Consider the following 13,720-nt stretch of genomic DNA (forward strand, 5'->3'; position numbering starts at 1 on the left):
CTCCAACGTGCTGAGCTCCCGGAACGGCCGGTGCCGACGATCGACCCCGGCAGCGGGGTTCTCCGGCCCCTGGCTCTCGTAGATGTAGTCGCCGAGGTGCAGCACCACGTCGTGCTCCGTCTGAGCGAGATGGCGCAGTGCGGCGAACCGCCCGGCGACCAGGCTCTGACACGACAGCGTCGCGAGCCGCAGGGACGACACCGGGGTGCCCGGCGCGGGGAACGTGCGCGTGCGTCCGGTCGCACTGAGGTGTGGTCCGGCGCGGAACCGGTAGTGGTACACCCGGTCGGGCAGCAGCCCCTGCACCTCCACCCGGGCGCTGTGCGCCAGCGCACGACTCGCCACCGCCCACCCTGCCCGGACGACGTCGGTGAACGCCTCGTCGGTCGCCACCTGCCAGTCCACCCGGACGGACTTCGGCGGCATGCCTCCGTCGGCGACCAGCGGGTCGGGTGCGAGCCGGGTCCAGAGCAGGACGCCGTCAGCCGTCGGGTCCCCCGAGGCGACGCCGAGGGTGAAGGGGTGATCGCGCAAGCCCGCAGCATAGGCCCCGGCCCGTGCGTCGCGCCGCACCGCTTCCTGCGGGACGGACGGCTAGGCTCGAAGTGTCCGTTCACGTTCGCAGGAGGCGACATGGTCATCCAGATACTCGGTCTCTTGTTCATCGGTCTCGTCATCGGGGCGCTCGCCCGTCTCATCAAGCCCGGCAGGCAGCGGCTCAGCCTGCTCATGACGCTGGTCCTCGGCGTCTGCGGCGCGCTGATCGGTGGTGTGCTGGCGAGCCTCATCGGCACCGGCAGCATCTTCGAGCTCGACTTCCTCGGCTTCGTGTTCGCCGTCATCGCGGCTGTGCTGCTGGTCGGCGTCGCGGAGGGTGCATCCGCCAAGAAGGCCTGACCGCCCGGTGGCGGACTGCCTGTTCTGCTCGATCATCAGCGGCGAGGTCGCCGGCCAAGTGGTCCTCGAGACCGACGACGTGGTCGGCTTCCTCGACGCACGGCCCGTGTTCAAGGGCCACACCCTGCTGGTGCCGCGGGAGCACGTCGTGACGCTCCCGGACCTTCCCGACCACCTCCGCGACCCGTTCCTGGCCGCCGGTCAGCGCCTCGCCGCCGCGATGGTCAGCGGCCTCGACGCCCAGGGCTCGTTCGTGGCCATGAACAACACCGTGTCCCAGAGCGTCGCCCACCTGCACATGCACGTCGTCCCGCGCACCAAGGGGGACGGGCTGCGGGGCTTCTTCTGGCCCCGCACGAAGTACGCCGACGGCGAGGCGGCCGACTACGCCGCCCGGATCCGCGAGGCGCTCGACGACTGACGCTCGCTGCGGCTGATCCGCTGCGGCACACCGCGGTCGTGGTTGCCGGTCACCCAGGCGCCGACCAGGACACCGGCCGCGCCGAGCGCCGCGCCGCCGACCGCGTCGGCGAAGTAGTGCCAGCCGAGGTAGACCGTGGAGACGACCGTGAGCGCCAGGAAGACCCACAGCGCGGTGCGCACCCAGCGGGGGAGATCCATCAGCTCGGCGCACAAGCACGCTGTCACCGTGATGGCGACGTGCAGCGAGGCGAAGGCGGCGATGGTCTGCACGGCGCCGGTCGCGAACGGGTCCGCGAGGACGGCGACCCGGTCCTCGATCATGGCGGTCTGCAGGGAAGTGACCCAGGTCGGCGTGAGGTCCGCGAACGCGCCGGGGTCGGCGTAGACCGGGCCCAGGGACGGGACGGCGAAGTACGTCGCCACGCCGAGCACCCAGTCGACCGCGACCGCGGTGACGTACCACTCGCTCGACCGCGCGTGCCGTGACCAGACCAGGGCGATCGCCAGGGACGCGGGGAGCAGCGCGATCCAGGCGACGTACACGAACGACAGCACGTGGGCGGCCCAGGTGGTGCCGAGCAGGTCGTGAAGCACCTGGGCAGGGTCGCGGCCCAGCCACATGAGCCGGTCGACCCTCGCCAGGGTCTCGTCGTACAGGCGGTCGTTGACGAAGGGGACGTAGCTCTTGAGGTTGCGGAACGCGACGTAGGTGAGGTACCAGGCGCCCAGCCCGACCAGCGCGAACCGGACGTGCGCCGCCGGCCACCGCTCCCGCACCACGCCGAGCAGTGCCCGCGGAGCGTCGGCGAGCCTCGGTCGCCGGGCCAGGGCGCGGGGCACCACGTCGACGAGGAAGGCGAGCAGCAGGATCAGCGGCAGCCGGACGTAGGTCTTCACGTCGGCCCCGTCGGGGTCGCGCACGGGCAGGTCGTAGACCATCGCCACGAGGACGGTGACGGCGCCCAGGGTCAGCGCCTGGCCGACCGCGAACCGGAACCTGCTCCCTCGCACTCCCCGAGACTACGACGGGGCACTGGCCCAGACCGGTAGAACCCACCCCCTACACTCGAAGGTCGATCATCCTGAGGAGGATTTTGCAGATGAGCCGGTACGCCGAGCGCGTCGTCGTCGTCACGGGCGCAGCCCGAGGCATCGGCGCCGCCACCGCGAAGCGCTTCGCCGAGGAGGGCGCGTCGGTCGCGGTGCTGGACCTCGACGAGTCCGCCGCGTCCGCGACCGCCGATGGGCTGGGCGCGCCCAAGGCGGTCGGCGTCGCGTGTGACGTGTCCGACAGCGAATCGGTCGGCAGCGCGGTCTCCGCGGTGGTCGAGCAGCTCGGCAAGGTCGACGTGCTGGTCAACAACGCCGGCGTCACCCGCGACAACCTGCTCTTCAAGATGACCGAGGACGACTGGGACACCGTGATCAACGTGCACCTGCGCGGGTCGTTCCTGATGAGCCGGGCGGTGCAGCAGCACATGGTCGCCGCGAACTACGGCAAGATCCTCAACCTCTCCAGCGTCTCGGCGCTGGGCAACCGCGGCCAGGCCAACTACTCCGCGGCCAAGATGGGCCTTCAGGGCTTCACGCGCACGCTGGCCCTCGAGCTGGGTCCGTTCGGCATCAACGTCAACGCCATCGCGCCGGGCTTCATCGTCACCGACATGACCGACGCCACGGCCCGCCGCGTGGGCGTCGAGCCCGAGGAGTTCCGCAAGGGGGCCGCCGAGCGCAGCCCGCTCAAGCGGGTCGGCTACCCCCAGGACATCGCGGCCGCCGCAGCGTTCCTGTGCAGCGACGAGGCCGCCTTCATCACCGGCCAGACGTTGTACGTCGACGGTGGCGCCAAGATCTGACCGAACGACCCCAACCCCGACACGAGGGGGGTGCGACGAAACAGCACCTCCTTAGTTCACAATGGAGATCATGCACCCGCTCACCACCCGCCCCCGTCCCCTGGCCCGCCGCCGGGTCCGGGCGCTCGCCGCCCTCACGGCCGTCGCCGCCCTGACCCTGACCGCCTGCAGCGACGACGCCGCCCCCTCGTCCGAGGAAGGCCCGGAGGGCCAGGCCATCGCCGAGGGCGTCGACGTCATGGGCCAGTGGCCGCTGACCGGCCTACCCGCCGACACCGAGGCTCCCCGCCACCCGGTGATGGTCGTGAAGATCGACAACACCTCGAGCAGCAGCCCGCAGCTGGGACTCGCCAAGGCCGACCTGGTCGCCGAGGAGATGGTCGAGGGCGGTGTGACTCGCCTCGCGGTCTTCTACTACTCGCAGACCCCGCAGCAGGTGGGACCGGTGCGCTCCATGCGGGCCACCGACATCGGCATCGTGCAGCCCGCGGGCGCGTCCCTCGTGGCCAGCGGCGGGGCGCCGCCGACCGTACGGCGGGTTGCCGACGCGGGCATCAAGACGTTCACCGAGGGCGCCGCCGGCTACGTGCGTGAGGCCGGCCGCGCCGCGCCGTACAACCTGATGATGAACCTGCCGCGGCTCGCCCGGACGCTCAAGGCGCCGCAGCCGCCCGCGGGCTATCTGCCGTGGGGCAGCGCCGACGAGTTCCCGCAGGGCCAGAAGGCCACGAAGGTTGCGGCGACGTTCTCCGCGAGCCACACCACCAACTGGCAGTACCGGGGCGGGCGCTACGACAACCTCAACAGCTTCGCCGCCCAGGGGGACCGCTTCCGGCCCGACACCCTGCTCGTGCTGCGGGTGCCGGTCGGCGACGCCGGCTACCGAGACCCCGCCGGCAACCCGGTGCCGGAGACGAAGTTCACCGGCAAGGGTGAGGCGATGGTGTTCCACAAGGGCCGGCTGGTCCGCGCCACCTGGGAAAAGCCGGGTCTCGACGCCCGGCTGAGCCTCAGCACCAAGGCCGGTGAGCTCAAGATCCCGGCCGGCAAGGTCTGGATGGAGCTCGTGCCGGCCAACACCGGCAACGTCACCTTCTCCAAGTAGCCCCGCTCAGTCCTCGTCCGGCCCCGTCGACTCGCCCACGAGATCGGCGGGGCCGGGCAGCGTCCCGCCCGACTCGGCCTGCTGCCGCAGCCCGGCCAGGATGAACGCGATCGCCACCTCCACCTCGGCCCCGGCCCGCTTGGTGTCCTCCGCCGACGACACCGCCGAGCCCGCCGCCGACATGGCGCCGAAGAAGACTCGGCTGAACGTCTCGACCATCGACCTCTCGAGCTCGTAGGACGCCAGCACCGACGAGACGATGTCCTGGACGATGCCGTACGTCGACCGCTCCTCCTGCTCGCGGTACTTCTCGTAGCCGAGCACCGCGGGACCCTCCTGGATCACCAGGCGCCGGTACTCCGGCTGCTGCAGCACGTCGAGGAACGCGCGCAGGCCGGCCATCGCCTTGTCCCACGGGTCCTCGGTGCCGCGCACCGCACGCTTGATCGACTCCGAGGCGGCGTCCTCCACGCGGACGAACACCGCCTCGAACAGTGCCTGCTTGCCGCTGAAGTGGTGGTACAGCGCCCCCTTGGTGACCCGGGCACCCGCCACGATCTCGTCGAGGCTGGTCCCGGCGTACCCCTGCGCGGTGAACAGCTCGGTGGCCACGTCGACCAGCGCACGCTTGGTGGAGGCGGAGTACTCCTGACGACGGGAGGTGCCGTGCACCTTGCGCAGCACCTTCTTGGGGACGGTCATTCGCCGAGCATAAGTCCGACCGGGGGTACGCCGGCGGAGGCGACCCGGTCGCGTGCGGCCCCTCGTTCGGCGCCGGTACGCGTGATGCGGCTCACCGCCGACCAGGTTTGCATACCGGGAGTATGTCGGCATACCGTAAGTACGTACTGACGGTATGCACCTGCCGTCCCGAGACAGAAGGGAGCGACCAGTGGCCCACCGGACCTGGGATGCCTTCCACCGCCGAGGAGACGTGCTGCGCGCCGTGGCCGACCGGGCCGACGCGCGCCGCGACGGCGTCCTCCCGCTCGACGTACTCGGCCTCGCCGAGACCTTCCCCGACCAGCTTGACCTGATCGCCGCGCTGCAGCTTCGCTGGCACACCCGACTCGCCGGCCGGATCGAGCAGGCCCTCACCGCCCGGCCGAACGACCGCGAGTCCGCGGTCCTCGCCGCCTGGCGGACCACCGCGAACGAGCTCGCCGGCGTCCGGCTGGTCCTCGACCGCGCACTCGCCGAGCCCCCGAACAGCGAGGTCACGACGGCCATGCGCCGGGCACAGCAGAAGGAGTGGGCCCTGCTCGCCGCCATGGCCGGCCGCGCCGGCGTCTCCGACCCGGCCGCCCCCCGGATCGGCCGGGCCCTGGAGGAGCGGGCCCGGATCGCCTTCCACCCGACCTTGCGACCCCGCGGCGAGACCGGGGCCGGGTCGCTGATCGGACGCATCCGGGCGGTCCTCGCGGCCTGACCGACGGCAGTACGCCGTACCCCGAACCGGCCCCGGCCACGACGCACCCGCGCTCCCGCGGACTCCCTCCCACCGCGTCGTGGCCGGGGCTCGCTGCGTGCCATCGCCCTCCGTCGCCGTAGGACGGAAGCGGGTCGGCGTGCCGCGCGCTTTCTGACACGATGAGGTGCGTGGCCTCCCAACCGAGCATCTCGTACTCCATCACCGTCCGGCTCGAGCTGCCCGCCGGCGGCACCGCGATAAGTCGGCTGACCACCGCCGTCGAGAAGGCCGGCGGCATCGTCACCGCGCTGGACGTGACGGCCTCCGGTCACGACCGGCTCCGCATCGACGTGACCTGCGCGGCGTCCGACACCGCGCACGCCGACGAGATCGTCGAGGCGCTGCGCGCCCTCGACGGCGTCGCGGTGCACAAGGTCTCCGACCGCACCTTCCTCATGCACCTCGGCGGCACGATCGAGATGGCCAGCAAGCACCCGATCCGCAACCGCGACGACCTGTCCATGGTCTACACCCCCGGGGTGGCCCGCGTGTGCGAGGCGATCGCGGCCAACCCCGAGGACGCCCGGCGGCTGACCGTGAAGCGCAACTCGGTCGCGGTCGTCACCGACGGCTCCGCCGTGCTCGGCCTCGGCAACATCGGCCCGGCCGCGGCGCTGCCGGTGATGGAGGGCAAGGCGGCGCTGTTCAAGCGCTTCGCCGGCATCGACGCCTGGCCGCTGTGCCTCGACACCCAGGATCCCGACGCGATCGTGGAGATCGTCAAGGCCGTCTCGCCGGGCTTCGCCGGCATCAACCTCGAGGACATCTCCGCGCCGCGCTGCTTCGAGATCGAGGCCCGGCTTCGTGAGCAGCTCGACATCCCGGTGTTCCACGACGACCAGCACGGCACCGCGATCGTCGTCCTCGCGGCGCTGACCAACGCGCTGCGCGTGGTCGGCAAGGAGATGTCCAAGGTGCGGGTCGTGATGTCCGGTGCGGGCGCGGCCGGTACGGCGATCCTGCGGCTGCTGCTCGCGGCCGGCGTGCGCGACGTGGTGGTCGCCGACGTCGACGGGGTCATCCACCGCGACCGCCCCGGCCTGCACGAGTCGCTGAGCTGGCTGGCCGAGGCGACCAATGCCGCCGGTGTCACCGGCACCCTGAAGGATGCGCTCGTCGGCACGGACGTGTTCGTCGGTGTCTCGGCCCCCAACCTGCTGACCGGCGCCGACGTCTCGCGGATGGCGGAGGGGGCCATCGTGTTCGCGCTCGCCAACCCGGTGCCCGAGATCGACCCGGGCGAGGCACGCGAGCACGCGGCCGTGGTGGCGACCGGTCGCTCCGACTACCCCAACCAGATCAACAACGTGCTGGCGTTCCCCGGCGTCTTCCGCGGCCTGCTCGACGCCCACGCGACGCATGTCGACGACCAGCTGCTGATCGCGGCCGCCGAGGCCATCTCGTCCACGGTCACCGACGAGGAGCTGAACGCCAACTACATCACCCCCAGCGTCTTCCATGCCGACGTGCACACGGCGGTCGCCGCCGCCGTGCGCCAGGCGGCCGAGCGCTCCGGGAGGACGGCCCCGGTGCCGTCATGAGCCCGGCCGGCGACGCCTCGTCGGCCGGAACCGTGCTGACGGCCGGCATCCTGCTCGTGGCCACGCCGATGCTGGTGGACCCCAACTTCGACCACACGGTCGTGCTGCTCCTCGACGTCGACGAGAACGGCGCGCTCGGCGTGGTGCTGAACCGTCCCTCACCGGTCCCGGTTCACGAGGTGCTGCCGGGCTGGTCCGACGTCCTCACGATGCCCGACGTGCTCTTCCAGGGCGGGCCGGTCGGCACCGACTCCGCGCTCGCCGTCGCGGACGTTCCCGACGGCCGCCAGGGCGAGGAGCCGGTCGGCTTCCGGCGGCTGTTCGGCGCGACCGGCATCGTCGACCTGGACACCCCGACGGAGATCATGGCGCCGGCGCTCACCCATCTGCGGATCTTCGCCGGGTACGCCGGGTGGGGGGCCGGGCAGCTCGAGGGCGAGATCGAGGAGGGCTCCTGGTACGTCCTGCCGGCCGTGCCCGGCGACCTCTTCGGGCCCGAGCCGGAGGCGCTCTGGAGCCGGGTGCTGCGGCGCCAGCCGGGCGAGCTTGCCTGGGTCTCGACCCGCCCCGTCGACCCCACGCTGAACTGACGCGGGCGCCCGTCCGCGAACCGTCGCGGGCCTGACCGGAACGCCACCCGGGTCACCGGCAGCGCCTACACTTTGCGTCATGAGCACCCAGATGAGTCCCGGTGTGCAGACCATCCAGGACACTCGCACCTCCCCGGTGGACGTGCCGCTGGAGCCGGGTGACCACGAGCGCTTCTCGCACTACGTCGAGAAGGACAAGCTCACCGAGGCGATGGTGATGGGCACCCCGGTGGTGGCCCTCTGTGGCAAGACCTGGGTGCCGAGCCGTGACCCCGAGAAGTACCCCGTGTGCCCCGAGTGCAAGGACGCGTGGGAGAACCTGAAGAACGACGACGACGAGTGAGGTCGTCCACCCGCACCCGACGCGGCACCGGAGTCGCCGCGGCGGCGTTGCTGGCCGTCGCCGGTCTGGGCGCGCCCGCGCCGGCCGGAGCCTCGTCGCAGCAGCCGCGCGCCGCGGTCTGCTCGCCCGGCCCCGCCACCGGCACCACGGGCGGCACCGCGACGGCCCGCAGCGCGCGACCGGCCGACGGCCCGTCGTACACCCCCGAGCAGCTGCGCCGCATCGACCGCCGGCTCACCCGGCGCCTCGCGGCGCGCGGCGTCGAGCGCGCCGGCGCGGCCCGCTACGACGGCCGGGTGGGTGCCACGCTCCGCATCGGCGTGCACGTGCACGTGGTCGGCGGCGACGGCACCAAGGGCGCGAGCAAGAAGCGGGTCCGTCGCCAGCTCGAGGTCGTCAACGCGGCGTACGCCGGCGGGCAGGGTGTGACCAACACGTCGACGCGGTTCGCCTTCTACCTCGAGTCGTTCGACCGCACGCGCAAGCACCGGTGGCACCAGGCGCGGATCGGCGGTCCCGACGACCTCGAGATGCGGCACGCCCTGCACCGCGGCGGCCCCGAGGACCTCAACCTCTACGTGCTCGAGCCGCGCGACCCGTTCGCCCAGGCGGTGGTGCTCGGCTGGGCGACGCCGCCCACCGAGGCCCGGCGGCAGCCCGGCCTCGACGGCGTGGTGATCCACCAGGAGAGCCTGCCGGGCGGTTCGTTCAGCGGCTACAACCGCGGCGACACCGCGGTGCACGAGATCGGCCACTGGCTGGGGCTGTTCCACACCTTCGAGGGCGGCTGCGAGGGGCCCGGCGACCTCGTCACCGACACCCCCGCCCAGGCGGTCGCGAGCTCGGCCTGCGACCCTGCGAAGGACTCGTGCACCGTGCAGCCGGGACTCGACCCGATCAACAACTTCATGGACTACGCCGTCGACGACTGCATGAACATGTTCACACCCGGGCAGGTGTCCCGGATGCACGACAACTGGCTCGCCTACCGCACCCCCTGACCGACCCAGCACGGACACAATCCCCGACGCACCCTCGAGAGACGTGACCGACTCCTCCGACGACCTGTTCTCCAGCGCCGCCGCAGCACCGCCCACCCCGGACCCTGCGCAGGTGCTGCCTCCGGCGTACCCGGACCGCGCCGCGTGGGGTACCGCGACGCACCTGCGCGCCTGGCAGTCGGCGGCGCTGGAGAGGTACTTCACGGAGAACCCGCGGGACTTCCTCGCGGTGGCGACGCCGGGCGCGGGCAAGACGACGTTCGCCCTCACGGTGGCGGCCGAGCTGTTGTCGCGCCGGGTCGTCGACCGGGTCACCGTCGTCGCCCCCACCGAGCACCTGAAGACCCAGTGGGCCGACGCGGCCGCGCGCGCCGGGATCCCGATCGACCCGACGTACTCCGGCAGGAGGGGACCGACCAGCAAGGACTTCGTCGGGGTGGCGGTGACGTACGCCGGGGTGGCGGCCAACGCGCTCGCGCATCGGATCCGCACGGAGCGGTTCAAGACGCTCGTGATCCTCGACGAGGTACACCACGCCGGAGACGCGCTGTCGTGGGGCGACGCGGTGCGGGAGGCGTTCGAGCCGGCGCACCGGCGGCTCGCGCTGACCGGCACGCCGTTCCGGTCCGACGTGAACCCGATCCCGTTCGTCAGCTACGCACCCGGTGGTGACGGCATCCCGCGCAGCGTCGCCGACTTCACCTATGGCTACGCGCACGCGCTGTCCGACCACGTCGTGCGGCCGGTGCTGTTCATGGCCTACAGCGGCGAGATGCAGTGGCGCACCCGGGCCGGCGACGAGATCGCGGCGCGGCTCGGCGAGCCGCTCACCAAGGACCTGACCGCGCAGGCGCTGCGCACCGCCCTCGATCCGGGCGGCGCCTGGATGCCGTCGGTGCTGGCGGCCGCGGACAAGCGACTGACCGAGGTGCGCCGGCACGTCCCCGACGCCGGCGGCCTGGTGATCGCCACCGACCAGGACTCCGCCCGCGCCTACACGGCGCTGCTGAAGAGCATCACCGGCGAGAAGCCGGTCGTCGTACTCTCCGACGAGAAGGCCGCGTCGAGGCGGATCGCCGCGTTCGCCGAGGGGAAGGACCGCTGGATGGTCGCGGTGCGGATGGTGTCCGAGGGCGTCGACGTACCCCGCCTCGCCGTGGGTGTCTACGCCACCACCACCGCCACCCCGCTGTTCTTCGCCCAGGCGGTCGGCCGGTTCGTGCGGGCCCGCAAGCGCGGTGAGACCGCTTCGGTGTTCCTGCCGTCGGTGCCGAACCTGCTCGGGTTCGCCTCGGAGATGGAGCTGGAGCGCGACCACGCGCTCGGTCGACGTATCAACGACGAGGACGACATCTATGCCGCCGAGAACGCGCTGATTGCGCAGGCCAATGCGGCCGAGGGGGCGAGCGACGACGAGCTCGGGACGTTCGAGGCGATGGGCTCCGAGGCGCGCTTCGACCGGGTGCTCTACGACGGCGGCGAGTTCGGCCACGAGGGCGAGGTGCACGTCGGGTCCGACGAGGAGATGGACTTCCTCGGCATCCCGGGGCTGCTGGAGGCCGACCAGGTCCGCGACCTGCTGCGGCACCGACAGTCCGAGCGGCGCCGGCAGCAGGGCCGCACCAGCTCGACGCCCGAGGACGTCGTCCGCGACGTGTCCACGCACGAGCACCTGGCCACGCTGCGGCGCGAGCTCAACGGTCTGGTCGCGGCGTGGAACCACCGCACCGGCCAGCCGCACGGCGTGACGCACGCCGAGCTGCGCAAGGACTGCGGCGGTCCGGCCGCCGCGGTCGCGACCGCCGCGCAGCTCCAGGCCCGCATCGACAAGATCCGTCACTGGGCCGCGACCCGCCGCACCTCCTGACAACGATTCGTCTGCGTTCTTTGGGGTGATCCACGCGGGGCGACCGCAGACGAATCGAAGGATATGGTCGCGTCATGACCGCGGAGACCTCGCAGACCCTGGGCCGCGGTCTGCGGGTGCTCGAGGTGCTCGCCGCCACCCCGAACGGGTTGACGATCACGGCGCTCGCCGCGCAGGTGGGCGTGAATCGGACGGTCGTCTACCGGCTGGTCGCGACCCTCGAGGTGCACGGGCTCGCCCGCCGCGATGCCGCCGGCCTGGTGCACGTCGGGCTCGGCGTCCTCGCGCTGGCCCGCGGGTTGCAGCCGGTGCTCCGTGAGCTCGCGGCGCCGGTGCTGCGCGCGCTCGCCGAGGAGCTCGGCATGACCGCGCACCTCACCGTCGCCGACGGCGGCGAGGCGCTCGCGATCGCGGTCGTCGAACCGACCTGGACCGACTTCCACGTCGGCTACCGCGTCGGCGCCCGGCACCCGCTCGGGCAGGGCGCGGCGGGCCGGGCGATCCTGCTGGGCCGGGAGCGGGCGGACGGCCCCGCGACAGCCGGCAATGGCTACGTCGAAACGGCCGGCGAGATCCAGCCCGGCGCCCGTGGCGTCGCAGCGCCGGTGCTCGGCCTCGACGGTCTCGAGGCGTCGGTGGGGATCGTCACGCTGGGTGACCTCGATGCGTCCGCGGTCGGACCGCTGGTCGTGTCCGCGGCCGCTCGGGTCGCCTCTCGGTTGGCGTAGGGCGGGGGGTGGATTACCACGGTCCCGTGGTAATCGCCCGCTCCCCGGTGTGAACTCACATGGAGAAGCGGCAGTTCACCACGGGACCGTGGTAATCGGCCCTCACGCATCGAGCAGCGGCAGCACCCGAAACGGGATCTGGGTGGCCAGCGCGATGACGGTCGAGGAGCGGACGATGCCGCTGTCGGAGAGGACCGCGTCGATCACCCGCTGCAGGTCGCTGTTGGAGCGGGCGACCACCCGCGCCCACATGTCGCCGGCGCCTGTGATCGTGAACGCCTCCAACACCTCGGGGATCGAGGCCAGGTGCTCGGCGATCGCGTGGTGGCCCGAGCCCTGCCGGATCTCGAGCGTGAGGAACGCCGTGACCGGGTAGCCGAGTGCCTCGGGGGAGAGGTCCGGGCCCCAGCCCTCGATGACGCCGGTCTCGGTGAGCTTGTTCATCCGGGCCTGCACGGTGCCGCGGGCCACCCCGAGCCGACGGGACGCCTCGAGTACGCCGACGCGGGGCTCCTCGGCGAACAGACGGATCAAAGTGGCATCCAACTCGTCCACATCGGCTCCTCGGGCTGTGCAGATTGTGCAGCGATCCGTCGTACTGTTGCACATCCTGCTCGCAGCGACCATGCTCACCGGCATGACTGACGCCCTCACCGAGTCCCTGACCCGCGACGAGCGGGCCGCCGACCTCACCCTCGAGCAGCTCAAGCAGCTGGTCGGCCTGGTGGAGTACGACGCGAGCTCCGACCCGTTCCCGGTGACCGCGATGGACGCGGTGTGCTTCGTGGTCGGCAACGCCACCCAGACCGCGAACTTCTACCAGCTCGCGCTGGGCATGGACCTCGAGGCCTACCGCGGCCCGGAGACCGGCACCCGCGACTCCAAGAGCTACGTGCTCCGGTCTGGCTCGGCCCGCTTCGTGTTCACCGGCGGCGTCACCCCCGACTCCCCGGTGCTCGACCACCACCGCAAGCACGGCGACGGGGTCGTCGACCTCGCCCTCGAGGTGCCCGACGTCGACAAGTGCATCGACCACGCGCGGTCGGTCGGCGCCACCATCCTCGAGGAGCCGCACGACATCAGCGACGAGCACGGCACCGTGCGCGTCGCCGCGATCGCGACGTACGGCGAGACCCGGCACACCCTCGTGGACCGGTCGAAGTACGACGGCCCGTACCTCCCCGGCTACGCCGCCCGCAGCACGACCGTCTCGCGCGCGGAAGGCCACCCGAAGCGGCTGTTCCAGGCCATCGACCACTGCGTCGGAAACGTCGAGCTCGGCAAGATGGACGAGTGGGTCACCTTCTACAACAAGGTCCTCGGCTTCACGAACATGGCGGAGTTCATCGGTGACGACATCGCCACCGACTACTCCGCGTTGATGTCCAAGGTCGTCGCCAGCGGCAACCACCGCGTGAAGTTCCCCCTCAACGAGCCGGCGATCGCCAAGAAGAAGTCGCAGATCGACGAGTATCTCGAGTTCTACGACGGCGCCGGCTGCCAGCACATCGCGCTCGCGACCAACGACATCCTGCGGACCGTCGACATCCTGCGCGAGAACGGGATCCAGTTCCTCGACACCCCGGACAGCTACTACGACGACCCCGAGCTGCGGGCCCGCATCGGTGAGGTCCGCGTGCCGGTCGAGGAGCTCAAGGCGCGCAAGATCCTCGTCGACCGCGACGAGGACGGCTACCTGCTGCAGATCTTCACCAAGCCGATCGGCGACCGCCCGACCGTGTTCTTCGAGATGATCGAGCGGCACGGCTCGCTCGGCTTCGGCAAGGGCAACTTCAAGGCGCTCTTCGAGGCCATCGAGCGCGAGCAGGAGCTGCGCGGCAACCTCTGACCGGCCGGACCTTGTCGTGTCTCAGACGTAATGCCGGTTCCCGGGGAAG

General features: G+C 71.7%; 16 protein-coding genes. 12 read left to right on the forward strand and 4 right to left on the reverse strand.

What is annotated here, in order from left to right; genetic code table 11:
- On the reverse strand, positions 1–534 hold a 534-nt coding region (locus VFH10_RS03470; RefSeq protein WP_325125971.1), incomplete at its 3' end, for an alkaline phosphatase D family protein.
- 99 nt (positions 535–633) lie between these two features.
- Here VFH10_RS03470 and VFH10_RS03475 point away from each other — a divergent pair.
- Complete coding sequence (locus VFH10_RS03475; RefSeq protein ID WP_325125973.1) at positions 634–897, forward strand: hypothetical protein; 264 nt, start codon at positions 634–636, stop codon at positions 895–897.
- Between the two features lie 7 nt (positions 898–904).
- Positions 905–1,318 carry an HIT family protein gene (locus VFH10_RS03480; protein WP_325125975.1) on the forward strand — a complete coding sequence of 138 codons (414 nt, stop codon included), beginning with the start codon at positions 905–907 and terminating at the stop codon, positions 1,316–1,318.
- On the opposite strand, the gene VFH10_RS03485 is transcribed toward VFH10_RS03480, so the two are convergent.
- A complete protein-coding gene (locus tag VFH10_RS03485) occupies positions 1,282–2,331 on the reverse strand; it encodes a phosphatase PAP2 family protein (RefSeq protein WP_325125977.1) in 1,050 nt (349 codons plus the stop codon). The genes VFH10_RS03480 and VFH10_RS03485 overlap by 37 nt on opposite strands.
- Before the next feature lie 89 nt (positions 2,332–2,420).
- On the opposite strand from VFH10_RS03485, the gene VFH10_RS03490 reads away from it, so the two are divergent.
- A complete protein-coding gene (locus tag VFH10_RS03490) occupies positions 2,421–3,176 on the forward strand; it encodes a 3-oxoacyl-ACP reductase FabG (protein ID WP_325125979.1) in 756 nt (251 codons plus the stop codon).
- Positions 3,177–3,246: 70 nt separating this feature from the next.
- Positions 3,247–4,281: a DUF3048 domain-containing protein gene (locus tag VFH10_RS03495; protein WP_325125980.1), complete on the forward strand. Its 1,035-nt coding sequence runs from the start codon at positions 3,247–3,249 to the stop codon at positions 4,279–4,281.
- A 6-nt stretch (positions 4,282–4,287) separates the two neighbouring features.
- Here VFH10_RS03495 and VFH10_RS03500 read toward each other — a convergent pair whose 3' ends face one another.
- Positions 4,288–4,983, reverse strand: coding sequence for a TetR/AcrR family transcriptional regulator (locus VFH10_RS03500; protein ID WP_325125982.1), 696 nt, complete (start codon positions 4,981–4,983; stop codon positions 4,288–4,290).
- A gap of 190 nt (positions 4,984–5,173) precedes the next feature.
- Here VFH10_RS03500 and VFH10_RS03505 point away from each other — a divergent pair, with 190 nt between their 5' ends.
- From VFH10_RS03505 to VFH10_RS03535, 7 genes are all read left to right on the forward strand, one after another.
- Positions 5,174–5,710, forward strand: coding sequence for a hypothetical protein (locus VFH10_RS03505; RefSeq protein ID WP_325125983.1), 537 nt, complete (start codon positions 5,174–5,176; stop codon positions 5,708–5,710).
- 161 nt (positions 5,711–5,871) lie between these two features.
- Positions 5,872–7,293: an NAD-dependent malic enzyme gene (locus VFH10_RS03510; protein ID WP_414689829.1), complete on the forward strand. Its 1,422-nt coding sequence runs from the start codon at positions 5,872–5,874 to the stop codon at positions 7,291–7,293.
- Positions 7,290–7,883 (forward strand): YqgE/AlgH family protein, encoded by a 594-nt coding sequence (locus tag VFH10_RS03515; RefSeq protein WP_325125986.1) that lies wholly within the window; start codon positions 7,290–7,292, stop codon positions 7,881–7,883. Before VFH10_RS03510 ends, VFH10_RS03515 begins: the two co-directional genes overlap by 4 nt.
- Positions 7,884–7,962: 79 nt before the next feature.
- Positions 7,963–8,226, forward strand: coding sequence for a DUF3039 domain-containing protein (locus tag VFH10_RS03520; protein ID WP_325125988.1), 264 nt, complete (start codon positions 7,963–7,965; stop codon positions 8,224–8,226).
- On the forward strand, positions 8,223–9,227 hold the full coding sequence (locus tag VFH10_RS03525) for a zinc metalloprotease (RefSeq protein WP_325125990.1): 1,005 nt from the start codon (positions 8,223–8,225) through the stop codon (positions 9,225–9,227). Before VFH10_RS03520 ends, VFH10_RS03525 begins: the two co-directional genes overlap by 4 nt.
- A gap of 112 nt (positions 9,228–9,339) precedes the next feature.
- Positions 9,340–11,094: a DEAD/DEAH box helicase gene (locus VFH10_RS03530; RefSeq protein WP_325125993.1), complete on the forward strand. Its 1,755-nt coding sequence runs from the start codon at positions 9,340–9,342 to the stop codon at positions 11,092–11,094.
- Between the two features lie 74 nt (positions 11,095–11,168).
- The gene (locus VFH10_RS03535; RefSeq protein WP_325125991.1) at positions 11,169–11,822 is read left to right on the forward strand and encodes an IclR family transcriptional regulator; all 654 of its coding nucleotides are present in this window, start codon (positions 11,169–11,171) and stop codon (positions 11,820–11,822) included.
- A 102-nt stretch (positions 11,823–11,924) separates the two neighbouring features.
- On the opposite strand, the gene VFH10_RS03540 is transcribed toward VFH10_RS03535, so the two are convergent.
- Complete coding sequence (locus tag VFH10_RS03540) at positions 11,925–12,461, reverse strand: Lrp/AsnC family transcriptional regulator (RefSeq protein ID WP_414689830.1); 537 nt, start codon at positions 12,459–12,461, stop codon at positions 11,925–11,927.
- Between VFH10_RS03540 and hppD the strand changes: the two genes are divergently transcribed.
- Positions 12,460–13,671, forward strand: coding sequence for a 4-hydroxyphenylpyruvate dioxygenase (hppD, locus tag VFH10_RS03545; protein WP_325125992.1), 1,212 nt, complete (start codon positions 12,460–12,462; stop codon positions 13,669–13,671). The two genes, VFH10_RS03540 and hppD, sit on opposite strands and share 2 nt — an antisense overlap.
- Positions 13,672–13,720: the final 49 nt, after the last annotated feature.

This window comes from Nocardioides sp. (genome assembly GCF_035697785.1).
Taxonomy (GTDB): Bacteria; Actinomycetota; Actinomycetes; order Propionibacteriales; family Nocardioidaceae; genus Nocardioides_B.